This window comes from Geobacter sp. SVR, from assembly GCF_016865365.1.
In the GTDB taxonomy this organism is placed as follows: domain Bacteria; phylum Desulfobacterota; class Desulfuromonadia; order Geobacterales; family Pseudopelobacteraceae; genus Pelotalea.
On record NZ_AP024469.1, the window covers coordinates 3950472 to 3976445 of the forward strand.

General features: G+C 56.5%; 22 protein-coding genes and 1 pseudogene. 4 read left to right on the forward strand and 19 right to left on the reverse strand.

Annotation, left to right across the window (positions count from 1 at the left end; translation table 11 throughout):
- Window positions 1–147: 147 nt before the first annotated feature.
- The gene (locus tag GSVR_RS18535; RefSeq protein WP_173195295.1) at window positions 148–1089 is read left to right on the forward strand and encodes a L,D-transpeptidase family protein; all 942 of its coding nucleotides are present in this window, start codon (window positions 148–150) and stop codon (window positions 1087–1089) included.
- 197 nt (window positions 1090–1286) lie between these two features.
- Here GSVR_RS18535 and GSVR_RS18540 read toward each other — a convergent pair whose 3' ends face one another.
- Both GSVR_RS18540 and GSVR_RS18545 read right to left on the reverse strand, forming a co-directional pair.
- Window positions 1287–2606 carry a DEAD/DEAH box helicase gene (locus GSVR_RS18540; RefSeq protein WP_173195296.1) on the reverse strand — a complete coding sequence of 440 codons (1320 nt, stop codon included), beginning with the start codon at window positions 2604–2606 and terminating at the stop codon, window positions 1287–1289.
- Between the two features lie 86 nt (window positions 2607–2692).
- A complete protein-coding gene (locus GSVR_RS18545; RefSeq protein ID WP_173195297.1) occupies window positions 2693–3550 on the reverse strand; it encodes a transposase in 858 nt (285 codons plus the stop codon).
- A gap of 300 nt (window positions 3551–3850) precedes the next feature.
- Here GSVR_RS18545 and GSVR_RS18550 point away from each other — a divergent pair.
- Window positions 3851–4543: pseudogene (locus GSVR_RS18550) on the forward strand (L,D-transpeptidase family protein); the annotation flags it as partial.
- 402 nt (window positions 4544–4945) lie between these two features.
- Here the strand turns inward: GSVR_RS18550 and GSVR_RS18555 are convergent.
- Both GSVR_RS18555 and GSVR_RS18560 read right to left on the reverse strand, forming a co-directional pair.
- Complete coding sequence (locus GSVR_RS18555) at window positions 4946–9229, reverse strand: tetratricopeptide repeat protein (RefSeq protein ID WP_173195298.1); 4284 nt, start codon at window positions 9227–9229, stop codon at window positions 4946–4948.
- Between the two features lie 282 nt (window positions 9230–9511).
- Complete coding sequence (locus GSVR_RS18560) at window positions 9512–9871, reverse strand: hypothetical protein (RefSeq protein ID WP_173195299.1); 360 nt, start codon at window positions 9869–9871, stop codon at window positions 9512–9514.
- Between the two features lie 287 nt (window positions 9872–10158).
- Here GSVR_RS18560 and GSVR_RS18565 point away from each other — a divergent pair, with 287 nt between their 5' ends.
- Window positions 10159–12063 (forward strand): biosynthetic peptidoglycan transglycosylase, encoded by a 1905-nt coding sequence (locus GSVR_RS18565; protein WP_173195300.1) that lies wholly within the window; start codon window positions 10159–10161, stop codon window positions 12061–12063.
- A 120-nt stretch (window positions 12064–12183) separates the two neighbouring features.
- On the opposite strand, the gene GSVR_RS18570 is transcribed toward GSVR_RS18565, so the two are convergent.
- The 15 genes from GSVR_RS18570 to GSVR_RS18640 all read right to left on the reverse strand — a co-directional run bounded on the left by GSVR_RS18570 (window position 12184) and on the right by GSVR_RS18640 (window position 24119).
- Window positions 12184–13140: a tRNA-dihydrouridine synthase gene (locus tag GSVR_RS18570; RefSeq protein WP_239077384.1), complete on the reverse strand. Its 957-nt coding sequence runs from the start codon at window positions 13138–13140 to the stop codon at window positions 12184–12186.
- Between the two features lie 115 nt (window positions 13141–13255).
- Window positions 13256–13591, reverse strand: a complete 336-nt coding sequence (locus tag GSVR_RS18575) for a toxin (protein ID WP_173195301.1) — start codon at window positions 13589–13591, stop codon at window positions 13256–13258.
- Window positions 13592–13632: 41 nt separating this feature from the next.
- Window positions 13633–14052 carry a type II toxin-antitoxin system VapC family toxin gene (locus GSVR_RS18580; RefSeq protein ID WP_173195302.1) on the reverse strand — a complete coding sequence of 140 codons (420 nt, stop codon included), beginning with the start codon at window positions 14050–14052 and terminating at the stop codon, window positions 13633–13635.
- On the reverse strand, window positions 14049–14330 hold the full coding sequence (locus GSVR_RS18585) for a type II toxin-antitoxin system Phd/YefM family antitoxin (RefSeq protein WP_173195303.1): 282 nt from the start codon (window positions 14328–14330) through the stop codon (window positions 14049–14051). The genes GSVR_RS18580 and GSVR_RS18585 overlap by 4 nt, the downstream gene beginning before the upstream one ends.
- A 97-nt stretch (window positions 14331–14427) precedes the next feature.
- The gene (locus tag GSVR_RS18590; protein ID WP_173195304.1) at window positions 14428–14736 is read right to left on the reverse strand and encodes a BrnA antitoxin family protein; all 309 of its coding nucleotides are present in this window, start codon (window positions 14734–14736) and stop codon (window positions 14428–14430) included.
- A complete protein-coding gene (locus GSVR_RS18595; RefSeq protein ID WP_173195892.1) occupies window positions 14717–14989 on the reverse strand; it encodes a BrnT family toxin in 273 nt (90 codons plus the stop codon). Before GSVR_RS18595 ends, GSVR_RS18590 begins: the two co-directional genes overlap by 20 nt.
- Window positions 14990–15081: 92 nt before the next feature.
- A complete protein-coding gene (locus GSVR_RS18600; protein WP_173195305.1) occupies window positions 15082–16314 on the reverse strand; it encodes an LL-diaminopimelate aminotransferase in 1233 nt (410 codons plus the stop codon).
- 46 nt (window positions 16315–16360) lie between these two features.
- Window positions 16361–17938, reverse strand: coding sequence for a GGDEF domain-containing protein (locus tag GSVR_RS18605; protein WP_173195306.1), 1578 nt, complete (start codon window positions 17936–17938; stop codon window positions 16361–16363).
- Window positions 17939–18027: 89 nt separating this feature from the next.
- On the reverse strand, window positions 18028–18798 hold the full coding sequence (locus tag GSVR_RS18610) for a MetQ/NlpA family ABC transporter substrate-binding protein (RefSeq protein ID WP_173195894.1): 771 nt from the start codon (window positions 18796–18798) through the stop codon (window positions 18028–18030).
- 51 nt (window positions 18799–18849) lie between these two features.
- Window positions 18850–19506 (reverse strand): methionine ABC transporter permease, encoded by a 657-nt coding sequence (locus GSVR_RS18615; protein ID WP_173195307.1) that lies wholly within the window; start codon window positions 19504–19506, stop codon window positions 18850–18852.
- Window positions 19499–20509 (reverse strand): methionine ABC transporter ATP-binding protein, encoded by a 1011-nt coding sequence (locus GSVR_RS18620; RefSeq protein ID WP_173195308.1) that lies wholly within the window; start codon window positions 20507–20509, stop codon window positions 19499–19501. The genes GSVR_RS18615 and GSVR_RS18620 overlap by 8 nt, the downstream gene beginning before the upstream one ends.
- A 47-nt stretch (window positions 20510–20556) precedes the next feature.
- Entirely contained in the window at window positions 20557–21360 is an 804-nt protein-coding gene (gene dapB / locus GSVR_RS18625) for a 4-hydroxy-tetrahydrodipicolinate reductase (protein ID WP_173195309.1), read from the reverse strand.
- 124 nt (window positions 21361–21484) lie between these two features.
- Complete coding sequence (dapA, locus tag GSVR_RS18630) at window positions 21485–22357, reverse strand: 4-hydroxy-tetrahydrodipicolinate synthase (RefSeq protein ID WP_173195310.1); 873 nt, start codon at window positions 22355–22357, stop codon at window positions 21485–21487.
- Window positions 22358–22394: 37 nt separating this feature from the next.
- Window positions 22395–22811 (reverse strand): CAP domain-containing protein, encoded by a 417-nt coding sequence (locus GSVR_RS18635; protein WP_173195311.1) that lies wholly within the window; start codon window positions 22809–22811, stop codon window positions 22395–22397.
- A gap of 279 nt (window positions 22812–23090) precedes the next feature.
- Entirely contained in the window at window positions 23091–24119 is a 1029-nt protein-coding gene (locus GSVR_RS18640) for a TIGR00730 family Rossman fold protein (RefSeq protein WP_173195312.1), read from the reverse strand.
- A gap of 242 nt (window positions 24120–24361) precedes the next feature.
- On the opposite strand from GSVR_RS18640, the gene GSVR_RS18645 reads away from it, so the two are divergent.
- A complete protein-coding gene (locus GSVR_RS18645) occupies window positions 24362–25948 on the forward strand; it encodes a peptidylprolyl isomerase (protein WP_173195313.1) in 1587 nt (528 codons plus the stop codon).
- Window positions 25949–25974: the final 26 nt, after the last annotated feature.

Consider the following 25974-nt stretch of genomic DNA (forward strand, 5'->3'; position numbering starts at 1 on the left):
CCTATGACTAGCAGACTGTTGAAAAACTCAGGTTGTTCAAAAATAGTCAGATCGTCGCACCCGCAGAGAGCCCTGCGGAGGCGTAGTACCCCGCAGGGCATAAACAGCGCTACGCCGCACAATGGGGCTTTCGAGGACGGCGGCGAGATGGCTGTTTTTCAACAACCTGCTAGAACGGGCAGGCATCTTTCCCGCCTCTTCTGTGGCGCACTGACGCTGCTGCTCCTCAACGGCTGCAGCTATTTCCGCGACACCTCCCCCTTCACCGAAGCGAACGATCTCTTCAGCAAGGGGAATTACAGCGCCTCCCTGGAAAAGTATGAGCAGATAGGTGAAAAGCTCCCCGCGGCGCGCGACCGGGTATTGTTCGAAAAGGGGGTCATCCTTGCCTATCCCAAGAATGGTCAGAAGGATTATCAGCAGGCCCTGGACTGTTTCCAGCAGCTCGTCAGGGACTATCCTGAGAGCCCCTACCGGCAGAACAGCGAGGCGCTGATCTTCACCATAAGCAATGTCGTGCTCAAGGACGCGACGATTGCCACGCAGCAGGCACAGATCGACACGCTCCACCGTGAGCTTGCCGGCAGGGAGGGAGAGATTGCGGCACTGCAGGAAAATATCAAGGCCCTCAAGCAGAAGGTTTTCGCCGTCGCCACCCGGAGCGGAGCGGTGGACAGGATTTTGATAGAAAAGAACGAGCGGCGGCTGACGTTACTTGCCAAGGGCGAGGCGGTCAAAACCTACCGGATCGCCCTGGGGGGCAACCCGGTTGGCCCGAAGGAACGGCAGGGGGACAATAAGACTCCGGAGGGGATCTACACCATCGATGCCAGAAATAAGGACAGCGGCTATCACCTGTCGCTGCACATTTCCTATCCGAACGAGAAAGACAGAAAGCGGGCACGGGAACTGGGAGTCTCTCCCGGGGGGGATGTCATGATCCACGGCATCAAGAACGGTTTCTCATGGGTCGGTAATGCCCACGCCGAAGTGGACTGGACCAAAGGGTGCATTGCCGTGAGCAACGAGGAGATAGAGGAAATAGCACGAGTTGCGTCCAGCGGCACGATCGTTGAGATACGGCCGTAGCAGAGCCGTCATCTCCACGTCGGCACCATTTCTGACGGGACAATCGGATGAGAAGCTGGAACAACTGAGGGACTCGGAACTAACCAATATACAGCTGTTTGTGTGATGGGTGCCGGGGGCAAAGCGGCCGATTGGCCGCCTTTTGCGTCCCGCGAAATCGGCCTCTCACCCGCCGAGGCGGTCGATAATCTTGTCCTCTACCTACGACCTGCGGCCCCGGCCGCCGGTCTTTGCCGGTGGGCGCCCCGTGGCCGTCTTTTCCCGCCGCGCGGTCTACCGGCCGGTGGCTGCCCGGCCTGCTTGGGCTGCTTCCCCTTGGTTTTCTTCTTCCCCGGGGCGGCGGCCGCCTTCTGCTCCCGGATTTTCAGGCTCCGTCGCGGCGCCACCTCGGGGAATTCCGCCAGGGTCCGCCGGGGGATGGGATAGGTGAGGAGCTTTTCAATAGCGGCCAGCAGAACCTTTTCCTCGGGCGCCACCAGGGAAATGGCCTCGCCGCTTTCCCCGGCGCGGCCGGTGCGGCCGATCCGGTGCACGTAATCCTCCGGGACCTGGGGCAGATCGTAGTTCACCACGTGGGGGAGCCGCTCGATGTCCAAACCCCGGGCTGCCACATCAGTTGCCACCAGCACCCGCAGCTCACCCTCCCTGAACTGGGACAGGGTACGGTTCCGGATCGACTGGCTCTTATTGCTGTGGATGGCAGCGGTCTTGATCCCGTCGTAGAGGAGCTCCTCGGTCAGCTTGTCGGCGCCGTAACGGGTCCGGACAAAGACCAGCACGCGGTTCCAGCCCCCTTGGCGGATCAGGAAGGAGATCATTTCCCGTTTGCGGCTCTTTTCCACCATGTACGCTGCCTGCGTTACCGGATCGGCGGCGATGTTTTTGCGCTCTACCTCTATCCGCCGGGGCCGGTCGAGCAGGTCGTCGGCCAGCCGCTTGATGCTGGCGGAATAGGTGGCCGAAAAGAGGAGCGTCTGCCGCTTTTTCGGGAGGTATTCCGAAACCCGCATGATGTCGTCGATGAACCCCAGGTCCAGCATCCGGTCAGCCTCGTCGAGGACGAGGAACTGGACGGTGGAGAGGTTGACAGTGCCCCTTTCAGCGTGGTCCAGGAGCCGACCCGGCGTCGCCACCACGATGTCGACACCCCGGTGTAGCCGCTCGATCTGGGCCTGGATGGTGACGCCGCCGTAGATCATGGTGGAGCGCAGCGACAGGCGCCGGGCATAGGCATTCATCTCGTTGCTCACCTGTGCGGCCAACTCCCGGGTCGGGACCAGCACCAGCGCCCGGGGAATGCGGCGCTTCCGGGTGATCTCCTGTTCGCCCAGCATCTGGACGATGGGGAGCGCGAAGGCAGCGGTCTTGCCGGTACCGGTCTGGGCGCCGCCGAGAATGTCGGCGCCCTCCAGGATGGCGGGGATGGCTGACGCCTGGATCGGAGTCGGCTCGGTATAGCCCCGGGAGGCTACGGCGCTGAGAAGCTCGGAGTTTAGGCCGAGGGAATCGAAAAGCATGGATGGCTCCTTAATGCTGGAATAGATTGGTTCGGACGTCCCAGTGAGGGGTCAGACGTCCCAGTGAGGGGTCAGGTCTTGAAATATCATTTTTTGCCACAATTGATGACCTTGCTGATCGTCGTGTAGTGAACCCCGAGTGCCTGCGCTATCTCCGTCAGCGTATAGCCGTATGTGCCATAGGCGTGGCGGATCAACCGGTTACGCTCCTGCTTATCAGCTACAGCCTCCAGTAAGAAAATCTCGGCGGCAGCGGGACGACCCACATGGCGCTGCTGTCGTGGGATCTCCCTGATGGTTTCTCTTCCGCCTATCATTTCCTTCGCGTTTTGAATGAACTCTTCGGTCCCCAAGATTATCTGCCCTGCAAGCTTGGCCCATGGCGATACGCTCGCCGCCATTCCCTCTTTCACGAATCGACGATACAGGCGGCGAGACTCCGACAGCGAAGAGGAAAAATTGGCAAGGAGCCAATCTGTACAGAGAAACGCCGGTACATCAGCTTTGCCGATGGTAGGGAGATAACTGCTCCATCGGTATTGCTCAGGTTGCTCGACTATCCCTGCGCGCACAGTGTTTAGCACAACATAACGGCAGAGCTCAATAAGGTGACTCTCCTTCTCAACCAGAACCGACTTGAACCGTCCCTTGAAAACGTGCCCATCCTTGCCGTGCTTTCGATTGTATGCCTGGGTGTAGACGCCGTTCAAATGGCGCATCCCGGCAGAGAGATTACTATCCTGGGTTTCAATGAGAAGGTGGTAGTGATTATCCATGAGGCAGTAGGCGTGGCAAAGCCAATTGAAGCGCTTCACCACTTGGCCGAGGACATTCAGGAATATGTGACGGTCATCGTCATCTTCGAAGATGGCTGAACGCGCATTGCCGCGAGAAGTTACGTGATAGACGGCACCGGGGAATTCTATGCGTAAAGGGCGAGCCATGGGGGGATTATAGCGTGAAATGCTTATATTTCAAGACCTGACCCCGCGGACTCATTCAAGACCTGACCCCGCGGACTCATTGTAGGCGTGACAAAGCCAGTTAAAGCGTTTCACTGCCTGGCCGAGGACACTCAGGAATAGTTGACGGTCATCGTCATCGTCGAAGATGGCTGAACGTGCGTTACCACGAGAGGTTATGTGATAGACGGCACCGGGGAATTCTATGCGTAAAGGACGAGCCATGCAGGGACTATAGCATGAAATACTTATATTTCAAGACCTGACCCCGGAGATTTTTCCAAGAATGGGCAGAAGGATTATCAGCAGGCCCTGGGCTGTTTCCAGCAGCTCGTCAGGGACTACCCTGAGAGCCCCTACCGGCAGAACAGCGAGACGATGATCTTCACCTTAAGCAATGTCGTGCTCAAGGACGCGACGATTGCCACGCAGCAGGCACAGATCGACACGCTCCGCCGTGAGCTTGCCGGCAGGGAGGGAGAGATTGCGGCACTGCAGGAAAATATCAAGGCCCTCAAGCAGAAGGTTTTCGTCGTTGCCACCCGGAGCGGAGCGGTGGACAGGATTTTGATAGAAAAGAACGAGCGGCGGCTGACGTTGCTTGCCAAGGGCGAGGCACTCAAAACCTACAGGATCGCCCTGGGGGGCAACCCGGTTGGCCCGAAGGAGCGGCAGGGGGATAATAAGACTCCGGAGGGGATCTACGTCATCGATGCCAGAAATAAGGACAGCGGCTATCACCTGTCGCTGCACATTTCCTATCCGAACGAGAAAGACAGAAAGCGGGCACGGGCACTGGGGGTCTCTCCAGGCGGGGATGTCATGATCCACGGCATCAAGAACGGTTTCTCGTGGGTCGGTAATGCCCACGCCGAAGTAGACTGGACCAAAGGATGCATTGCCGTGAGCGACGAGGAGATAGAGGAAATAGCACGAGTTGCGCCCAGCGGCACGATCGTTGAGATACGGCCGTAGCAGAGCCATCATCTCCACGTCGGCAATATTTTTGACAGGATAATCGGATGAGACGTTGGAACAACTAAGGGACTCGGAGCTAACCAATATGCCGTTTTCCATCTCATCTTCAGGCCATCTTTACCACCCCTTCGATCACAAAATCCTCAGCGTGATTGCTGCCGCACGGGGTGATATGATACCGGGTAACCGGTTACTATTATTCGGGCGATTCTGGGCAGTGTGGGATGTATAGTGGGATAGACAAAATATGGGAAGTGTCCCTAATTATTCTTCCATTTAAAGTGTGTTCCACCTCCACGGGATGTCAGGGTATAGACTCTTCATCTCCGTGTCATCAAGGATCGAGGCCTAATTTGTGGGTGGTATGATGCGGGTAACCTGCGGCTATTACGCGAAGGCCTATTGGGACATCACCTTCGGCCACGAAAAATTGAGGCGACGGGATACATTATTGAGCCATGCCGGAACATGCCCTTTCCGTTGGAGGACATAATCCCCCCAAACAGACTGCCAATCCAAGCTTTCAATCATGTCAGGAAAGAATCTATCGCACCATGCGACGGTACAAAGCCAGTAGGATTCTGCTTCTTTTTTCGCTACCGTCGTTAAGTTGCTCCAGTTGGAAATGACTTTTGCAAAGGCTTCTGAGCGCGATTCCTGATCTTCTGACCAGCACCCATATACAAATGCAGCATAAAGCTCCAACAGTAGACGGCGATGAGAAGGGACCGATAATAATAACTGTGTCAGTTCGATGATTTTTCCAGGGTAATTTGATAGCCAGCTGAGGAAGCTTTCATAACAGACGGTGCAATACAAGTCGTCTGCAAAACGCTTCAGGCTCTTCTCAGCCAGACGCTGGCGAATTGCCAAGGCCTGCCGTACATACAAAAGGGCCTCCTCGTCCTTGCCGGCATCGCTCAAGTGAGTCGCATATCTGTTAAGCGACATCGCCAAATCAGGATCATAGCGATCAGGATTCTTCTGCGCCAGGCGCTGGTTAATTGCCAAGGCCTGTTGCGCATACACAATAGCCTCTTCGCTCTTACCGGCATCGCCCAAGTGAGCTGTATAGTTATTAAGCGACGTCGCCAAATCAGGATCGTAACGATCTGGATTCTTCTGCGCTAGACGCTGGTTAATTGCCAAAGCCTGTTGCACACACACAAGACCCTCCTCGCTCTTGCCGGCATTGCCCAAGTCAGCCGCATAGTTGTTAAGCGACATCGCCAAATCAGGATCATAGCGATCAGGATTCTTCTGCGCTAGACGCTGGCGGATTGTCAAAGACTGTTGCGCATATTCAAGGGCCTCTGCGTTCTTGCCGGCATCGCTCAAGTGTGTCGCATAGTTGTTAAGCGACGAGGCGAGATCGGGCTCATAACGATCAGGATTTTTCTGCGCCAGATGCTGGCGGATTGTCAAAGACTGTTGCGCATACTCAAGGGCCTCTTCGTTCTTGCCGGCATCGCTCAAGTGTGTCGCATAGTTGTTAAGCGACGAGGCGAGATCGGGCTCGTAACGATCAGGATTTTTCTGCGCCAGCCGTTGGTAGATTGTCAAGGCCTGTTGCGCATACTCGAGGGCCTCTTCGTTCTTGCCGGCATTGCTCAAGTGAGCCGCATAGTTGTTAAACGACGTGGCAAGATCGGGCTCATAACGATCAGGATTTTTCTGTGCCAGACGCTGGCGAATTGCCAAGGCCTGTTGCGCATACTCAAGAGCCTCTTCGTTCTTGCCAGCATCGCTCAAGTCAGATGCATGATTGCTGAGCGACTTCGCATAGCCAGCTTCGTATTTTTTTTTGTCGCTGGTGAACAACTGTTCAAACAACTTAAGTGCCCGCAAGGAGTGAGCTAACGCGCTTTCATTTCGTCCCGCAATTGACAAGGATAAAGAATAATTTCCTAAGGCACTGGAGTACTCAGCCAAGAAAGCAAGATGATTTGGTTTCTTCTCCAATTTTTGTCTGGCTTTTTCCGCCATAAATTCAGCCATGACGCAACTCAATCCGGCAAGTTGCACCGATTCCCGTGCAACAACTGACGTAAGCATTCCAGTAACCTGACTTCTTGCTGCGGGTGCCAACCGAAGATATGCCACCTCAGCAAGTATCGGCAAGTCACTTGGCGTTTCGACAGCTACTGCAACAAGGTCTTGACAACAATCGGCATAATGACTCGTCAAAACAGTAATGAGCGTTTCATATAGTTCGATACGACTGCCTGATAAACGAGCCAAAACGGTCAATGCATGACGACGAATGGTTTGGCTTGCAGTTCTGGCAAGCACCGCATTCAATAAGTTCCCGCATTCGGGCTGCAGCAGGGTTTGGGCAACCAGCGCTTCACCGAGTATATCTGGCCGAAAGGCCTGTAATCCCTGTTTACCGGGATAAAGCGGAGCCAATGTGCTAAATAAAGTATTGAAGTCAGAGCCGCTGAGTACGCTCAGCCCTGCCGCAGACCAATAGCTGCCGGCTTCTTTAGGGGTCGCGAAGCCGCCGGCCAGAGTTGCAAGAGCCAGCAACTGCTGGGCAAGACTCTCTGGCTCAGCCCAACCAAAAGTGTTGAACAACCCCCGCCAGTAACGTCGTTCATGATGCAACAGTGCCCTAGTCAGACCCTCAGCAGTGATCGGTCGCTCTCCATGGAGCGCCAGTAAAGCAGCCATTTGAACGTAGAGTGGCCGCTCAAAATAATCGAACGATAGATCTGGTGATATATCCGGAGCAGTGACATTGAGTGCTTCAGCAAAGCTCTGCAACGCCCGCTGATAGGCGTGTTTACGACCTTGCATATCAGAGTGTAGCGCAGGGAGGTTAAAAAGACTTGTTGCATAGCTGCTCAGCAGGTTTTCACAAACTGAATCCTTGCTCGGAAGATTATCCCACCATTCACCACCAGCCCTTGCAAGTAAAAGTAGTCGAACAGAATGATCATTAGGTGCCTTGAGCATGGCTCTAATGAGAGCGAGCAAGGCTGTTTGGCGAGTTTCAGCATAATCAATGACTATTAGGAGTGACTTGTGACAGTTTTTAAGAGTCTGCCATATCGAGGGGATGTCTAAAGTGGTATCAAGAAATCCCGCCACCCAGCCTACAGAGAGACGTTGCCGGCAAAGTTCTAGTGCCAGCCTCGTTTTACCTGCACCTCCAGGGGCTGCGATAAGCCTTATCGCTTGCGCCCATTCGGGGGTGTCGAGCCATGCATTCAGTAGGTCGACCTCCGGTTGACGGGCCGGATCAAAACACACGACCTCCTCTTCGGCGCGTAATAACATGCTATCCGTCAAACCAATGCCGAGCTTCCACTGTTTTGATGGGATGTGCAAGGGCGTAACAGAAGGAGAATATGCTTTCTCATGTGAATCAAGCTCCGGAGTAAGAGGGATGCAAGGGGGTACAGCTTTGTGGATGCTGCCTTGATGCAAAGGCCAATCAAAAGCCTTCGTTGCTTGCCCGACACAGGATGTCCAGGAATAGACTCCAAGCATATTACGCAACGCACCTGCCTTACGACGAGCATCACTTGGATTTTTTGCAATATCTTTCAGAGCTTCAACGACATCGCACACGTCATTCTGATGAAAAAATGGTTCTTCAACAGAACCACGTACGTCAATTGGATAAACGCAACCAGGTCCTGCAGGATGTTCTTCTTTCAATAATTGATATACGCCACTTTTCTTGCTGATTATCAATGGAACCCCTGCAGCAATCGCCTCCCATGCCACTAATCCAAACCCTTCATGCCAGGAAGGCATTAGAGCAACGCTTGCGGCACTCAAATCTTCATACAGTGTTTCCCTGTCTTGGGTGAACGGAAGCGCGTGCAAATTGATCACACATTTTGCATACTCTTCAGCAAACTTTCGCAACTCAGTTTCAACGTTTGATTCAGGTGCTGCTTTTCGCTCAGATTCGAAATCGACACCACGTAATACTAGTTTCGGCTCATTGCACAAGGCCTCCGGCATACTGTTGTTTCGAGCTTCATTATGGGCTTGTGCAAATGCTGCAATACTAAGATGTCCTTGTTTAATGCGTGCGGAATCATGACTTAGGCGACCACTCATAAATGCAGTAAAAAACTTTGGAGCCTGACGGACTTTAATTTCCGCCAAACCAGGGATTAGCATGTGAACAGATTTTCCCGTATCTAAGCGGTCACTGGCGGCATCTCGCAGTAAAGGACCCACTGCCAGCACCACATCAGCCTGGCGTAACAACGCCCTTTGTACTTGAACTTTTTCGTAGGCACTCTGGGAATTTTCGGCAAAAGCTTCATAGTGGTTATAGCTCATGTGATGGATAATGGCAGAACGGCTTCCTGTAGATTTAGCAGCTGTTATTGCAGCCGCACCGGTTATTCGATCATGCCCGAGCCATATGGTGTTTTCTTCCTTAAAGGTAATTCCATTTTTTTCCAAACTATTAATAGCGATAGTGGCCTCTTCAGCACCTAACTCGTTACTTGCAGCCTTGTAAGGTAAGGGAACTAGTTTCACTTTACATTTCCATGCTTCAGCCATCTCTTCATCTGTAGCACTCATAACTATGCAAACAACTTGAACCCTTCGAGAATAAGCAACTCCGAAGGCATTAAGAAAATCAGTATTGAAGCTATTTATCCCTCCATACTTGCTGCCCCACTGAGTGGCGAACGAAATCAGGCTGTACATGAGCCCCCCCTAAACATCAAATAACGAATAAGGGCGCCGTAGCGGGCGCCCTTATCCATTCCATCTACCTGCAAATTTATTCTTTATCCTCTCCACTGCCTCAATTACATTCTCGCGATTGCCGAAGACCGACAGCTGAAAGAAGCTTCCCCTGCTGGGATCAAAGCCGCTGCCGGGGGTGTCAACAACACCGCATGTAAAAATGTTGCGAAGGGAAAAGAAGACAGACTGGCGACCGTCGCCACCGTATGAGAAACCGGCTCAAAAGTCAATTGCCTTTAATCAGCTCATTCTCTTGGTCTCAATCTCCAACGCCACTTCACTAATGACTTTCGCTGCACAGCCAAGCACATTCAGCGCGGCTTCAAACTCCCACAGACTTTTGGCCCGTTTCAGAGCCTTAAGCGGTTTCGCCCGCTCCGGGTCATCCAGGTAGGCAATTTCCTTGAGCACCTGCGTGTCGCCACAGAACACCCGACCATAGCGCGTCGCCATCTCCCGCAGATAGCAACCAAGCTCCGCCCACCGCTCCGTCGGGCCCGGCTCAGGGTTCGCCTCACCACGCGAACGCCGGAACAGCAGCGGATCGGTAATCGCCCCCCGTCCCAGCATCAGACCGGCGGCACTGGTCTCCGCCAGCACCAGCCTGCCGGATATCGCCGTTGGCAATCACCGGTAGCCGCGTCTCCCGCACCACCCGTGCGGTCACCCGATGATCGGCATATGCGTCATGAACGTCTCCTGACTTCAAACTTCGTTGCTTTTCCACCCTTCACTCAGATGAAGGGCGAAAATCAACCACAGCCGATTGAAGCCGCAATAAAAATGTGAAAGTATCCCAGGAAGTCTGACCAGAAGATGGGGCCATTGCTTCTTCCCTGAGGGGAGGTAAACTTTCGATTATTACAAGTCTATCAGCCGGATTTTCCATGGGACTTCTGGGAAAAAATGCCTGCTCCACTCTTCAATCGATTCTGGCATGCATTGTCATTGTACTGCTTGCAGGTGCCCTGGCTGCCTGTGCTGCCTTCAGCGATCTGAAAAACAAGCTTTCCCTGCTCGCCGAGTCCCTCACCAGCATGAGATGCCTCGTGGCATCTGTTGCTCCCTGCCTCCCGTGCGGCATCAAGGCATCCGACGTCACCATCTGCTCGACCTCCGGAGTACCGCTGTTCCAGGCAAAGGAGTTGCGTACCCAGGTCAACCTGTTCCGATACCTGCGGAAGAATGGAAAACCAAGTGAACTTTTCGATACACTGGTCGGCGATCAGATCAAGCTGACCCTCATCCGGAATGAACGCGGAGAGTGGGAATTGCCCCGGCTGGCAAGTCCACGGAGAACCGGCAGTTCCGCACAGGGGGGTGAAGCTTCACCTCGTCATTTGATTTTCACGAACGTCACCATCCTGGTCAAAACCGGGAAAGGAGAAGCAAGCCGCTTCTACAGGAGCGTGGAAGCCGATCTCGATCCCATCGAAAATATCGTAAACCTGAAGCTGGCCGGTATCAACGAGTCGGCCAGAATAGCGCTCGCAAAAGGAGCCGCCAAACGGTACGCACTACAGGCGGAGAACTTCTCGATGGCTCTCCTTGCGCCGGTGTCGTCGTTCCCTCTCCCCTTTGCAAACCTGACGCTAAACGGCATCTTGGGAGCGACCACAAGTGACGATCAGAACTTCGCCGTCCAAGGGAACGGCAGGCTAACGACACAAGGTCTCTGCAGCCGGGTGATATCTTCCAGAACGTTAGAGAGCTTCAGTCTGCCCTTTGCCCTGCAGGCCGTTCTTAACCGTTCCGGAATTGAAAACATGATCGCAAAGATCAGCCTGGCAGGTGAAACTGCCACCATTCAGGGGGATGTGAAGGGCTGGGAAAAGCCAGTCATAGATCTGAAAATGAACTTTTCCGGTTTCGCCTATGACGGCGCGATCTCCGCATTACCCCCGTCACTTCATCCCAGCCTGCCCGATATCAGGCTCTCCGGCAGCATGACCGGGACGTTCAGTTTGCATTTGGAAATGGAGAACCCCGACAGCCTGGATTACAGCTACACTGGCCACACGGATTCGGTGGAGATCCTGGACCTGGGACGGAAGATGGATATCAATCGTCTCAAGGGCCCTTTTCTCCACAAGGTAAAGATGGATCCGGAGAAGGACATCTCGGTACTGCTCAGCCCGGACAACCCCGATTTCACACCCTACCGAAAAATACCCTTTTCGCTCATAAGTGCAGTGATGGTGGCAGAGGATCTCGGTTTCTTCTCGCACAGGGGGTTCAGCAAAACAGGCATCAGGGACTCGTTGATCGAAAACCTGAAAGCTGGCAAGGTGGTGCGGGGGGCCAGCACCATCTCGATGCAACTGGCAAAGAATCTTTTCCTGTCGCCTGAAAGGACGTTAAGTCGGAAACTGGAGGAGGCGCTGATCACCGTCGCCATCGAGCAGAGCCTCGACAAGCGGCGGATACTGGAGATCTACCTGAATATTATCGAGTGGGGGAACGGCATTTACGGCATAGGCCCGGCTGCACGGTACTATTTCGGCAAAAGCCCCCAACAGCTATCACCGCGAGAGTCGGCCTTCCTGGCATCCATAATCGCCCGCCCGAAAGACTGGCGCCCCGATCCGTTTTCGAGGCTGGGCCAGGGGTGGCAGGAATACCTGCGGGTCATTCTCTGCAGGATGTATCGGATGGGTGCGGCCGACGTTGAAGATCTGCTTATCGCGGGTGTCTCTGGGGAGAGGATTGACAGTCTGACGGAAAAAGGAAGCGGGGAAGAGGATCGTGCGGATCCTCCCCCTCCAGTTCCCGATCCAGGGCGGGCTTTCTGACAGAACCTGAAAGGCCAACGGATTCAGCCCGTTGGCTGTTGCGGGAACAACAAAGGCGGCCGATTGGTCGCCTTTGATCTGACGAATGGGGTTTCCCCGGCTATTTCTCCGGTCCGCTTTTCAGCACAACCCGTCCAGGGCCGCTTCGAATGCCCGCAAGGTTTTAGCCCGCCTCAACTCCTTGAGCGGCTTTGCCAGTTCCGGATTATCCAAGTAGGCGATGATTTCCTTGATTTTATTCAGCACCTGTATATCGCCACAAAACAGCTGGCCATAACGGCTCAGCATCTCCCGCAAATAGCGGTCAAGCTCCGTGCTCCGTTCGTCCAGGCCGGGCTCGGGGCTCGCCTCACCTCGCAGGCGTCGAAACAGCAGCGGATCGGTAATCGCTCCCCGCCCCAGCATCAAACCGGCGACGCCGGTCTCCGCCAGCACCCGTTTGCCATCGGCAGTGGTGAGAATATCGCCGTTGGCAATCACCGGCAGCCGCGTCTCCCTCACCACCCGTGCGGTCACCCGATGATCGGCCTGTGCGTCATACTTCTGCACCACGGTGCGGGGATGCAGCACCAGGAAGTCCACGCCACTCGCCTCGAACAGCGGCAGCAGCGACAGGATCTGATCAGGATCGTCGTAGCCCGAACGGATCTTAACGGAGAATGAACCGCGGATCGCCTCCCGCAGGGCGGGGATGATCTCCGCTAGGTCGTCGGGGGAGCGCAGCATGCCCCCGCCGGTCAGGCCGCCACCCATGCGGCCATAGGGGCACCCCATGTTGAGGTTGATATGGCGGGCGCCGGCCTCCTGCGCGGTGCGGGCCGCCGCGACCAGCAGATCCCGGCCATGCCCCACCAGTTGCACCACCAGCGGCACGCCATCCTGCTCCGGGGAGATGTCCCGCACATCTGCCGGCAGGAGCGGACTTACCGCCCCAGCCTTGACCCGCATGAACTCGGTAAAGATGACGTCGGGCCGGACCTGTTCGATGAAATAGCCGCGCAGGGCGCGGTTGGTAAGGCCCTGCATCGGTGCCAGCATCAGCGGGGTCGTGCCGGGCTGCCAGGGGAGCATGGTCATGCCAGCACCCTGATCGCCGTCTCCAGCGTTTTCTCCTGGCAGGTTTCGGAGCAGCTGATGTCGGTCAATGGGGTCTTCGCTTGGTAGATAGTTGAGAGGAGGGGCATATGGAGGGTCAGAGCCGGTTGGCCTCGTTCTTGTGATACACGTCAAAGAAGATGACGCTGTTGTCCGCCACTTGGTCGCAGAAGCCGCAGGCGTTGACCAGCTTCCGCCCTTCCTTGCGGCACAGCGAGCACCAGTGATAAATCAGTCGGTAATCACGGCGGCCGACGTACTTCTTCAGCCGGCCATGGTATTCACCGTGCATCCAGCCGTCGGCATCGGACGGGTTGTCCAGAAGCCGGCCGATGACCTCGAGAATCCGGTCATGCCCGGGCGGATCGTGCTTTTCGATCTTGTGCAGCTTGCCGCTGAAATGCGGTGTGGGGAAATAGCAGAATTGGGACATGAATTACCTGCGCATAGGTAGTTTAAATCAAGGCTGTATCATTACTCCCACGGATTCCACACGCGTGCACCGCAACGTTCCATATCACTGACATTGCGCGTCACCACCACCAGGCCATGGGCTGCAGCCGTGGCAGCAATCAGTGCGTCCATGACCGGCAGCTTTTCGCCGTTTCGTTCCGCTTCCCCCTGCTGTCGTCCCCAGCATAGCGCTGTCGCCAGGTCGAGGTCCAGGATCCGCCCGGTAAAACGCTCCACCAAGTCGAGCGTGACCCATGCCTGCAGCTCATCCTTCTTGGCACCGTTCGGAAGTTTGCTGATACCCTTCTGCAACTCCCCCACGTTCAGCACACTCAGAAAGAGCTTTTGTTCGTCCTGCTCGTCCAGCCACCTGACTACCGACGGGTTTGGCTCTTTTTTTACCAGTTCTGAAATCAGACAGGTATCGAGCAGATATTTCACAGCTCAACCTCCCTGGAGAGGTCGGCGCTGCGGCTGACATCCAGCTCTACATCGTGCAAAGGGGATTGGCGGAAGAATTGCGACAGGCCCGTGTGCGGCCTGGTCAGGTTGCGGTACTCATCAAAAGAAAGCAGAACGGCTGCCGGTTTGCCCCGCAAGGTAATTGTCTGCGGACCATCATGTAGCGCCTGATCGACCACCTGGCTCAGACGATTTTTAGCTTCCTGGAGCTGCCATTCCCGGTCATGCGACGAACGGTCCTTTTTATTTGTTTTCATGGGCGACCCCCATCTAGCTAGACTGTCTAGCTATAAAAATAACATGACCGGGTAGCGCTGCAAACATAAATAATTCCGGTGGAGTTTAATTATTTGCTCACGCCGCCTTGCGATTTTTTTCCATCTCCCGCCGAAGGATGGCGTTGAGCCGCGTTTGATACCCCTTGCCACCACGCTTGAGCCAGCTGACAACATCCGCATCCAGCCTGACAGTAACCGACTCCTTGACAGGGCGGTAGAACTTGCCCACCTCAAAACCGCTGAAGTCGGTGATTTCCGGAATGTCTGAATAATCAATTTCATCGTCCGGGCGCTCGGCGAGCCTCTTCAGGTTTTCACACTGTGCCTCCGTCAATTTTGGGATACCTTTGACCCTGACAATATTTTCAGAAACTCCCTTTTTCATAGTGCTCCCTTTCCTGCCTGCTGGCCCTTCTCGCGGATATGATCCTGACAACGACTTCGTCTGCTTCATGGTAGGTGTGCGCCACAAACAGCAACAGTATGCGGCCCTCGGAATATCCTATGGACTGCCATCGACCATCTGCGTCAACCCGACTCTGCATCAACGGATCGTCAAAAACCGTGATTGCCGATTCAAAGTCGATTCCGTGCTTTGCCCTGTTGCTTCGGTTCTTGTTCTCATCCCACTCGAAGATCGTGGCATACCCACATTATGTACATACAATTGTGTAAATACAATACAAATTTCCGGCACGAAAAAGGGCGCCCTCACGGGCGCCCTTAGTGTTTACTTGAGGTTTTTCTTGATCCTCTCGACAGCCTCTATCACATTCTCGCGATGCCCGAAGGCCGACAAGCGGAAGAACCCTTCCCCGCTGGGGCCGAAGCCGCTACCGGGGGTGCCGACCACGTTGCATTCGGTCAGGAGCTTGTCGAAGAAGTCCCAGGAGCTCATGCCCCCCGGCGTCTTGAGCCAGATGTAGGGGGCGTCAACGCCGCCGTAGACCGTCAGACCGGCTTCCTTCAAGCCTTCGCGAATAATGCGGGCGTTCTCCATGTAGTAGTCGATGATCTCCCTGGTTTCCTTCCACCCCTCCTCCGAGTACACGGCAGCGGCAGCGCGCTGGACCGGGTAAGAGGCGCCGTTGAACTTGGTGGTGGTGCGGCGCAACCAGAGCTTATTGAAGCTGTAGCGCTCGCCCGTACTGGTGGTGCCCATCACCTCTTCCGGTACGACCACCAAGCCGCAGCGCACGCCGGTGAAGCCGGCGGTCTTGGAGAAGGAGCGGAACTCGATGGCGCACTTCTTGGCCCCTTCGATCTCGTAGATCGAATGCGGGATTTCCGGGTTGGTGATGAAGGCCTCGTAGGCGGCATCGAAGAAGATCACGGCGTCGTTGGCCAGGGCGTAGTCGACCCACTTCTTCAGCTCGGCTTTGGAAGCCACGGTGCCAGTGGGGTTGTTGGGGAAGCAGAGGTAGATGATGTCCACCTTCTGCGTGGGCAGCGACGGGATAAAGCCGTTGGCCTCATTGCAGGGCAGGTAGACGATGTTCTGGTAGTAGCCCTTCTCGTCCGCCTCGCCGGTGCGGCCGATCATCACGTTGGTGTCGTTGTAGACCGGGTAGACCGGGTCGCCGATGGCCACCACGTTGTCCATGGCAAAAATGTCCAGGATGTTGGCGCAGTCGCACTTGGAGCCGTCGGAGATGAACATCTCCTCGGTCTTGAGATCCACACCCAGCGGCTTGTAGGACTTCTCGATAATGGCGTTGATCAGCCAGTCATAGCCCTGCTCCGGGCCGTAGCCGGCAAATTTGTCGGTGGTGGCCAGGTCGTCCACGGCGGCGTGGAAGGCCTTCAGCACGGCCGGAGCCAGGGGGCGGGTCACGTCGCCGATGCCCAGGCGGATCACCTTGGCGCTGGGGTTGGCCTCGGCAAAGGCGCGCACGCGGCGGCCGATTTCGGGAAAGAGGTAGCCTGCTTTCAGTTTCAGGTAGTTGTCGTTGATCTTTGCCATGGTGCGGTGAATCCTCCTTGAATGGTCGTAGTGGTATTCGAAACAGCTAAAGCTGTGCTTCCTTTTCGGTCATCTTGCGGCTGACCTTGTCCAGGTACATCTGCTGGTCCGCATGCCGGATGGTCGCTTCCAGGTCGTCCGGGTTTTCGGCGGTGGAGCAGCCGAGCGAGATGGAGATGGGAAAGTCCTGCTCCTGGGAGTCGCAGCGGTCGGCAATGCTCCTGACTCGCTTCATGGCGATCTCCGCCTGGGCGGCATCCAGTCCCGGCAGGAGCACCGCGAATTCGTCGCCGCCGATGCGGGCCACCACATCCTCGGCCCGAAAGGCTTCCAGCAGTATCCAGGCGGTGGCCTTGATCAGTTTGTCCCCCACGGAATGACCGTGGGTGTCGTTGAACATCTTGAGATCGTCGATATCAGCCAGCACCACCGACACCGGCGCCATGCGCCCCGCGGAGAGCCGCTTCACTTCTGCATCGAAAAAACCGCGGTTGTAAAGCCCCGAAAGGGCGTCATGGGTGCTGAAATGCAGGAGCTGTTCACTCTTCCTGTCGTACTCCTGGATCATGCTGTTGAAGGTCTTGGCCAGCAACCCGATCTCGTCGCGGCTGTCCAGCCGGAAAAGCCGGTCCGCGCCATTCTTGAGAGAGATCTCCTTCACGTGCCGGGCAAACTGCACCAAGGCCTCGGTAAAGCTGCCCATCATCAGGCGGATCACCAGAATGCTCAGCAGGGCGCTGGTCAGGACCGCCCCGATGCAGTATTTCTCGGCACGGTAGATCGGCTGGTAGACCTCGGAGAGCGGGATGTTGGCCCCCAGCACCCAGTCGGTCGTCTTCAGTTTCTTGAAAAACGACAGAGCATGCATGCCGCGGGAGTTGACATTCTCTTCCCCTCCCTCAAACCCCTTCAACGCCCGGTCCAGCAGCTTGTTGGCGCCGGGGGGCACCTTGTCCGCCATGATCCGTGTCTGGTCCGGGTGCATGATCACGAAGCGCTCGGGGGAAAAGAGGAAAAGGTAGCCGCTGGTTCCGATGCGGGTGGTTGCCAGTTCACCGAGGAAATTGGGGCGCAGAAGGCTCACCCCGCCGCTCAGCACTGCCACCAGCCTGCCGCTTTTGTCACGCACCGGAGCGGTAAAGGCCACTACCGGCACATTGGGGGCCACCACCGGCAGAAAGGGAGACGAGATCACCGGCTTGCCGGTCTCGAGGGTCCGCCTGAAGTACTCCCGGAAGGAGAGATCCCTGCCGAGCAGGTCGAACCTGCCCACGGACTGGGCCAGAACACGCCCCTGGGGGGAAAGGAGGTACAGCCCGTTGTCGAACAGGGTCTCGATGCCCTGCAGGCGTTTGAAATCCGCATCCGGTGTCAGGGGGGTGTTGATCCGTGCGGCAGCGGCCACAATGGCCTGTTGGGTGTTGATCAGCTTGTCGTCCACATCCTGGGCAACCAGCCGCATCAGAGTCATCTGCTGGGTGGAAATGGTCTGCTTGAGTTCCCGCTTGAAGTAGAGCATGAAGAGCATCGCCAGAAGCGACAAAAGCAGGATGACAAAGGCGCAGACAGCCATTGTCATCCTGAAGGTGATGCTGTGTCGCCTGAGTGGAACGATGCTATTCATGCCCTGGTACATTTCTCGATCGAGGTAGGGGACGTTGCCCGAGGACAACGTCCCTGCCGATGGAAGTAGACCGTGTTGCGCGCCGAATGTCAGAAAACCGGTATTACGGAGCCTTTGTATTTGTCTTCGATAAACTTCTTAACCGCATCGCTCTTCAAGGCTTCAATCAGCGCTTTGATCTCAGGGCGGTTTTCATCGCCGGTCCGCACAGCGATGATGTTGGCAAAGGTGGATGCGGCCAGGGATTCTTTTTCTTCCTTTGCCAGGGCATTGGCGGCAACGCTCAGGTTGGCCAGCAGGGCGTAGTTGCCGTTGATTACCGCAAAATCGACATCAGGCAACGAACGGGTAAGCTGCGCTGCTTCCAGTTCCTTTATCTGGATATGCTTCGGATTCTCGACGATATCTGCTGCCGTGGCCTTGAGGCCCGCATCGGGCTTCAGCTTGATCAGTTTCAGGGTTTCCAGCAGCAGCAGGGCGCGGGCCTCGTTCGTCGTGTCGTTCGGCACGGCAATGACCGCCCCATCCTTCATGTCAGCCAGTGCTTTTGTTTTACCGGGGTAGATGCCCAGCGGCTCATAGTGGATCGCTGCAGCCGATGCGAGGCTGGTCTTGTTGTTTTTGTTGAAGTCGTCCAGATAGGGCTTATGCTGGAAATAGTTGGCATCCAGCTCCTTGTTCTGCAGCGCCAGATTGGGCTGGACATAATCGGTAAACTCTTTTATTTCCAGCTGGTATCCTTTTTCCTTAAGCGCCTTGCCGGCCACGCCGAGAATTTCGGCATGCGGTGCCGGAGAGGCTCCGACCACTATCTTCCCGGCGCTCTTCTGCTTGCATCCGGTCAAAACTACGAACGACATCAAAGAAATCAACACTACCGTCGCTACTTTTGTCACCTGTTTGTCTCCTTTTTATCTTCTTCTATCCTGCTTCCGGGAAATTTTCATCCCCATGTCCTGAAAAATCTGCACGACCACGATCAGCAAGACGACCGTGGCGATCATGATGTCGTTCTGATAGCGGTAATATCCGTACCGTATGGCAATGTCCCCAAGTCCTCCTCCACCGACAATACCTGCCATGGCGGAATAGCCGAGAATCGTTGTCGTGGCGATGGCGCCCCCCAGTATCAGCGACGGTTTCGCTTCGGGTATCATCACCTTGGTAATGATCTCGAAAGGGGTTGCGCCCATGGATAAGGCCGCCTCGATAATGCCCTTATCCACCTCTTTTATGGACGATTCCACCAGCCTGGCCACGAACGGAGCAGCCGCAATTATCAGCGGAACCACGGTGGCTGTCGAACCGATGGTCGTCCCGGTTATGAATCTGGTTATCGGCAGCACCGCGATCAGCAAAATCAGAAAGGGAACGGATCTGGTCAAATTTACCAGTATATTCAGGATCTTGTTCAGGACGGGACGGGGCAGAATGCTTCCTTCTGCCGAAACGACCAGGATTATGCCCAGCGGCAGGCCGAGGAGATATGCCGCACTTGTCGAAAACACCGTCATATAGAGTGTTTCCAGCAGGCCCTTGGCTATCATTGCGACAGTAGCACTATCCATCCAATTCCTCGACAAAGAGATTGTGGGTACGGAAATAACCGACAACCTTGCTGGCCAGGGTTCTGTCCTCCGGCAGTTGCAGGACAAGTTCCCCGAAGGCCACGCCATCGATGTCCTTCATGTCGGCGTACATGATATTGACCGGCGCCTTGCATTCCAGGATCATGCTGGCAACCGTGGGGGAATAGGAAGAACTGCCGTCGAAAACGATGCGGCAGCAACGTTTTCCTATGAAGCGCTCCATCATCTTGGCATCGGGGTAGACAAGCCGCTGTGCAGCCTGGGTCTTGGGGTGGGCGAAAATCTCCTGTACCTTGCCGACCTCTGCGATTTTGCTCTTATCGATGATGGCGACGTGCTGGCAGATCTCTTCGATGACGCTCATTTCATGGGTCACGACGACGATGGTTATGCCCAGGCGCTTGTTGATGTCTTTCAGCAGAGCCAATATGGAGCGGGTAGTGGCGGGGTCAAGGGCAGACGTGGCCTCGTCGCACAAGATCACCTTGGGATTGACGGCCAACGCCCTGGCAATGGCCACGCGCTGCTTCTGGCCGCCTGAGAGCTGCGACGGGTAATTGTCCGCCTTGTCCGACAGTCCCACAAGCTCCAACAGCTCTCTGGCCCGCGCCTTGGCCTCCTGTTTGGCAACCCCGGCGATTTCGAGAGGAAAGAGGATATTTTTTTCGGCCGTCCGCTGCATCAACAGATTGAACTGCTGAAATATCATGCAGATACCGCGCCTGGCGTCCCGCAACTGCTTTTCCGAAAGCTTCGACAGGTCCTGGCCGTCTACGATAATCCTGCCGCTGGTCGGCTTTTCGAGATAGTTCATGCAGCGCACCAATGTGCTTTTGCCTGCGCCGCTTTCGCCGATGATGCCGAAAATATCGCCTTTGCCGATCTCGAGATTGATATCGTCAAGGACCGTGATCGTTTCGCCGTTGAGAGAAAAGGTCTTGTGGAAGTGTTCTATTGTAATGATCGGGCTTGTTTCGTCCATGGCCTGGCTTGGGTGGTATTCCTGAATCTGAATGCTGGCATTTTTCCCTATTTCAGTCCCAGCACGTCTTGCATATCGTACAGCCCGGGCTGCTGCGACACCACCCATTTGGCGGCGCGGACAGAACCGCGGGAAAACATGTCGCGAGTCATGGCGCGGTGGGAGAGTTCGATGCGCTCACCCATGCCGATGAAGTAAACCGTGTGCTCGCCGATGATGTCGCCGCCGCGAATGGTCTGCATGCCGATCTCTTCCCTGGTGCGCTCGCCGGTGATCCCTTCGCGGTGGCAGTTGGCAACCGTGTTGTAGTCGCGCCCCAGGGCCTCGGCCACTACTTCCCCCATCCGCACGGCAGTGCCGGAGGGGGCATCCTTTTTCAGCCGATGATGGGCCTCGACGATCTCCACGTCGAAATCGTCTCCCAAAGTTTTGGCGATGTCTTTGAGGATCTTGAAGCAGACGTTGACCCCCACCGACATGTTGGGAGCCAGCACCACCGGGATATCCTTGGCCAGTTCCGCCGCCAGGGCCCGCTCCTCGGGGGTGAAACCGGTGGAGCCGATCACGATCGACTTCTTCTGCAGGCCGCAGGCCTCCAGGTTTTTGAGCGACACCTTGGGAGCGGTGAAGTCGATCATCACGTCGCAGCCGGCAATGACGGCATTCAGGTCGTCGGAGATGTTGACCCCCAGCGGACCGCAGCCGGCCACCAGCCCCACATCCTGTCCGGCCAGGGGATGGCCGGGGCGCTCCAGAGCGCCGGAGAGCTCGGCCCCTTCGGCCTCTATCACGGAATTGATGATGCGTTGTCCCATGCGGCCGGCAGCACCGCAAACGGCTATTTTTACCATTGCGAACCTCTTTAAATTCGATTTACCGCAGAGGACACGGAGGAAAAACCAGGAGAACTGTCTATTGGAGCCCAAAACGATTTCCTCTGTGTACCTCCGGGTCCTCCGTGGTGAGCTTTCAGTTTTAGATCAGCTTGTACTCTTTCATGATTGAAATGAGCTTGGCCTTGTTGGCTTCGCCCATTGGACACAGCGGCAGGCGCAGCTCGTCAGAGCACTTGCCCATCAGCCCCAGGGCGGTCTTGACCGGGATCGGGTTGGACTCGATGAACATGGCGTTGCCGATCTTGAGGGTCTGCAGGTGCAGTTCGCGGGCCTTTTCCATGTCTCCGGCAAAGAAGGCGTCGGTCAGGTCACCCACGGTTTTGGGCATGATGTTGGCCAGCACCGAGATGACCCCCTTGGCGCCGCAGGCCATCATGGGGAAGGTAATGAAGTCGTCGCCGGAAAGCACGTCGATCTTGTCGCCGGCCATGGCCAGGATCTCGGAAGCCTGCTGCAGCGAGCCGGTGGCCTCCTTGATGGCGACGATGTTGGCATGCTCTGCCAGACGGGCCACCGTTTCAGGCAGCATGTTGACGCCGGTGCGGCCGGGAACGTTGTACAGGATCTGCGGGATGGCCACCGCATCGGCCACCGCCTTGTAATGGCGATAAAGCCCCTCCTGGGTGGGCTTGTTGTAATAGGGGGTCACCAGCAGACAACCGTCCGCGCCCAACTCCTTGGCGTGCCGGGTGATCTCGATCGCCTCGCGGGTGGAATTGGAGCCGGTACCGGCAATGACCGGCACGCGCTTGTTGACCTGCTGGATCACGATCTCGATCACCCGATCGTGCTCTTCGTAATCTAGGGTGGAGGACTCGCCGGTGGTGCCGCAGGGGACGATCGCATCGGTGCCGTTCTCGATCTGGAATTCGACCAGCTGGCGCAGCTTCTCCTCGTCCACCCCCCCGTTTGCGAACGGCGTCACGATGGCGACAATGCTTCCCTTGAACATGGTACTACCTCCTTCAAAGCGTTTGGTATGTGAAGGTCTAGTTGCAGGCGAAAAAGGTGACGTAGGGACCTGTCTTGCCGATCCCGGCCCGGAGCAGGCCGGCTGCCAGCAGGTTCCTGTTGTGGCCGGGAGACTCCTTCCAGCCGTTGAACTGGGACAGCGGGGTCTGGTGGTTCCAGCCGACGTTTTCGACGCAGGAGGTGGCGCGGGCCCGCGCAAAACGCTGCTTGAAGCCGTCATGGCTCAACTGGTTCGCCTGCCGCATGGCCTGGCTGTGCTCGGCAGCCAGCCGGTCATAGTTCCGGGATGCGCCCAGGGGCGCAAGGCCGTTTTCCACCCGGTACTGGTTGATCTGGATCAGCAGATCCTCCTCGAAGGGGGCTGCCGTCACTATCACCGGCGTCAGCATCAGCAGCAACCCCGCGCCGAGCGCGGCGATGGTCCGTACTCCCATGGCTGTTCCTCCTGCCGCCGGAGACCGGTGCGAGCGGGAAACGCTGCAGAAACGAGGCGATGCAGGTAGCGGCGTCTCTTCAAAGTTATATTGTATGCCGAGGCCGCCGCCGATGTCGAAGCATTTCGGGCCGTGATCATCTCGCGAGCGCCGCGAGCACCATCCGGCAAACTGGGAAAAAAGTGCGCATTTATAGCATAGCAGGGGGGCAAAGTCAAAATGTATGAGGGGCCGGAAAACGGCAGGAGTCCCGGGGTTTGCCGGCCCCGGGACTCGCGCTCAGAAGGTGTTGATGCGGTGGATGAAGGCCAGCAGCAGGCCATAGTGGTGATGGTCGAAATGCAGGGAGAGACGCGGCAGGTGCGCCAGATCCGGTTCGTCGATCTCTTCGGGAAAGGCGTTGCAGGGGAAAATGCGCTCCCCTTCCCTTATCAGTTCGGGAAACTCCTCCTCCAGCGTAACGATCTGTTCCGGCAAAAGCTCCTTGTTCAAGCGGATGACCAGGCGGTGGTCGATGAAGCGCAGCGAGTGGTACACCCGGTAGAAGGTCTCGATCACTTCGGCCGCCTCCTGCTCGTCCTTGGTGATGGTGAAGATCGAGAAATCCTCGCCGGAGATGAAGCCCTTCACCAGCAGGCTCTGCTTGACGAACTCGAAGAAGCGCTCCCAGTAGCCTTCCTGGTCGTCCACCAGGATCAGCGGCTTTGGAGAGGTCTTACCGGTCTGCACCAGGGTGAAGACCTCCATGGCCTCATCCAGGGTGCCGAAGCCACCGGGGAAGACGGCCACGGCATCGGCCTCCTTGACGAAGGCCACCTTGCGGTTGAAAAAGTACTTGTAGGTGATCAGGCGCGGATTGCGCAGCATGACCGGATTAGGCGCCTGCTCGAAGGGAAGACGGATATTGACGGCAAAGGACTCCTCGCAGCCGGCCCCCTCGTTGCCGGCCTGCATGATGCCCGGGCCGCCGCCGGTGATGATCATGTACCCTTTCTCCACCAGCATCCGGCTGAAGCGGACGCACTTCTGGTACATCTCCTCATCCGGCGCAGTGCGGGCCGAACCGAAAATGGTGACCTTCTTCTTGTGGCGGTATGGCCCGAAAACCTTGGCGGTATAGCGCATCTCGCGCAAGGTGCGGTTGACCAGCTTGAGATCGGCCAGGTAGTCAATCTCCTGCCCCAGCTTGAGCGAGGAAAGCACCATCTCGCGAATGATCTTGGGATGATGGATACCACCTGTCAGCTCGAACAATCTGTCGATCAACCGGTCGATCTCTTCGTTCGGCCGGGAAAAACTCACTTCCATCGGGTTAACCTCTTTCCGTGCAGCAGTTTAGTGGAGCCCGTAGCCTAGCATAGGTCGCCACGGAAAGTAAATCGGGTTGGGATCCCCCCGGGAGCCGCTCCGGAACCGCCCGGACCCTGCGGATTCAGAGAAAACAACAGCTTGCAATCAATTGGGACGTGTTGTAATATTGCCCTTTTCGCGGGCTGCCCCCGGGGGCGGCTCATCAAGACAAAAACCACTCACCAAGGAGCACCTCGCCCATGCTGGACATCATGCGCAGGAAAAAGGAATCTATCGTCATCAAGAGCGTTTTTGTCGTGATCGTCCTTTCATTCATCGGCACGATGTTCCTGGTATGGGGCAAAGGCAGCGACGGGGCCGGCAGGTCGCTCGGCTACGCCGCCAAGGTGGACGGCAGCAGGATCAGCCTTGAGGAATACCAGGGGGCCTATCAGCGCATCAGGGACATCTACCAGCAGATCTACGGCCAGGCCTTCAACAGCGAGATGGAAAAAGTGCTGGGGCTCAAAAAGGCGGCCCTGGACAATCTGATCGACAACCGCCTGATCCTCAAGGAGGCCGGCAGCCTGGGAGTAAAGGTCACCAAGGACGAGGTCGCCAGCTCTATCGCGGCCATGCCGACCTTCCAGAAAGATGGCGCCTTCAGTTTCGATCTGTACCAGCAGATCCTTAAAAGCAGCCGCATGACCCCCAAAGATTTCGAGGCGGCCCAGAAAAATGACCTGACCCTCCAGAAGGCACGCCAGGCAATCATGAACAAGGCCGTTGTCAGCGATGAAGAGGCCCTGGCACAGTACCGGAAGGAACACGACAAGGTCGATCTGGAGTATGTCGCCTATGCTCCCGCCGATGTGGCCGGCGAGGTGAAGCTGACCGAGGCCGACCTGAACGACTATCTGCAGAAGCATGCCGATGAATTCAAGACCCCTGAAAAGGTGGCACTCTCCTACGCCGTGCTCGATCCGACCAGCCAGGCAGCCAAGCTGACCGTCAGCGACGATGAGATTCAGACCTACTACCAGAAGAACATCGACCGCTGGCAGGGCAAGGACGGCATTCTGCCGCTGCAGGAGGTCAAGGACAAGGTCAGGGCCGAGGCGCTCAGGCAGAAGGCCTCCAAGCAGGCCTTTGAACTGGCCGCCGACACCCTTTACAAGAACATCAAGTCCGGGGATCTCAACCAGATTGCCAGCCAGTTGCATCTCAAGGTTCAGGACACCCCCCTGTTCTCCGCCACTGCGCCTGCCGCAGCACTGGCCAACGAAGCTGCCGTGGTCAAAAAGGGCCTTGAGCTCAAACAGGGCGAGCTGGGAGGGCCGGTAGAAACCCCGAAGGGCATCTACATCATCAAGGCCAAGGAGCGCAAGCCAGCGGCAGTACCGCCGCTGGCCGAAATACGGGCAGCGGTGGAACAGAAGGCCAAGGCGGCCAAGGCGGCCGAACTGGCCAAAACCAAGGCCGAAGAAGCTGCTAAACAGCTTGCCGCAAAGACTCCCCTCAAAACCGCGACCACCGGCGTGTTCGGCTACTCGGCCAAAGGCGATGTTCCGGTCATCGGCGCTTCGCCCGACCTGATGGATGCGGCCTTCAAGCTGACAACTGCCGCCCCGGCCGCCGCCACCCCCTTCAAAGTGGGTAACCGCTGGTATGCCGTCCGCCTGAAGAGCCGGGCCGAGGCCCCGCGTGCCGATTTCGACAAGACCAAGGAGCAGATCAAGAAGGCGATGCTGCCCAAAAAGCAGGAAGAGGCCCTGGCAACCTGGATCAAGGAGCAGAGAGCCAAGACGAAGATCGAGCTGAACCAGACGCTGGTTGCCGAAAAATAGACCCCAAAAGCAATCCGGAAAGCCAC

Excerpts from the sequence above, each read along its gene's own strand:
- GSVR_RS18535 (WP_173195295.1), top strand. The coding sequence starts at position 148 with ATGGCTGTTTTTCAACAACCTGCTAGAACGGGCAGGCATCTTTCCCGC.
- GSVR_RS18540 (WP_173195296.1), bottom strand. The coding sequence starts at position 2,606 with ATGCTTTTCGATTCCCTCGGCCTAAACTCCGAGCTTCTCAGCGCCGTA.
- GSVR_RS18545 (WP_173195297.1), bottom strand. The coding sequence starts at position 3,550 with ATGGCTCGCCCTTTACGCATAGAATTCCCCGGTGCCGTCTATCACGTA.
- GSVR_RS18555 (WP_173195298.1), bottom strand. The coding sequence starts at position 9,229 with ATGTACAGCCTGATTTCGTTCGCCACTCAGTGGGGCAGCAAGTATGGA.
- GSVR_RS18565 (WP_173195300.1), top strand. The coding sequence starts at position 10,159 with ATGGGACTTCTGGGAAAAAATGCCTGCTCCACTCTTCAATCGATTCTG.
- GSVR_RS18570 (WP_239077384.1), bottom strand. The coding sequence starts at position 13,140 with ATGACCATGCTCCCCTGGCAGCCCGGCACGACCCCGCTGATGCTGGCA.
- GSVR_RS18575 (WP_173195301.1), bottom strand. The coding sequence starts at position 13,591 with ATGTCCCAATTCTGCTATTTCCCCACACCGCATTTCAGCGGCAAGCTG.
- GSVR_RS18585 (WP_173195303.1), bottom strand. The coding sequence starts at position 14,330 with ATGAAAACAAATAAAAAGGACCGTTCGTCGCATGACCGGGAATGGCAG.
- GSVR_RS18590 (WP_173195304.1), bottom strand. The coding sequence starts at position 14,736 with ATGAAAAAGGGAGTTTCTGAAAATATTGTCAGGGTCAAAGGTATCCCA.
- GSVR_RS18600 (WP_173195305.1), bottom strand. The coding sequence starts at position 16,314 with ATGGCAAAGATCAACGACAACTACCTGAAACTGAAAGCAGGCTACCTC.
- GSVR_RS18605 (WP_173195306.1), bottom strand. The coding sequence starts at position 17,938 with ATGAATAGCATCGTTCCACTCAGGCGACACAGCATCACCTTCAGGATG.
- GSVR_RS18610 (WP_173195894.1), bottom strand. The coding sequence starts at position 18,798 with ATGTCGTTCGTAGTTTTGACCGGATGCAAGCAGAAGAGCGCCGGGAAG.
- GSVR_RS18615 (WP_173195307.1), bottom strand. The coding sequence starts at position 19,506 with ATGGATAGTGCTACTGTCGCAATGATAGCCAAGGGCCTGCTGGAAACA.
- GSVR_RS18620 (WP_173195308.1), bottom strand. The coding sequence starts at position 20,509 with ATGGACGAAACAAGCCCGATCATTACAATAGAACACTTCCACAAGACC.
- dapB (WP_173195309.1), bottom strand. The coding sequence starts at position 21,360 with ATGGTAAAAATAGCCGTTTGCGGTGCTGCCGGCCGCATGGGACAACGC.
- dapA (WP_173195310.1), bottom strand. The coding sequence starts at position 22,357 with ATGTTCAAGGGAAGCATTGTCGCCATCGTGACGCCGTTCGCAAACGGG.
- GSVR_RS18635 (WP_173195311.1), bottom strand. The coding sequence starts at position 22,811 with ATGGGAGTACGGACCATCGCCGCGCTCGGCGCGGGGTTGCTGCTGATG.
- GSVR_RS18640 (WP_173195312.1), bottom strand. The coding sequence starts at position 24,119 with ATGGAAGTGAGTTTTTCCCGGCCGAACGAAGAGATCGACCGGTTGATC.
- GSVR_RS18645 (WP_173195313.1), top strand. The coding sequence starts at position 24,362 with ATGCTGGACATCATGCGCAGGAAAAAGGAATCTATCGTCATCAAGAGC.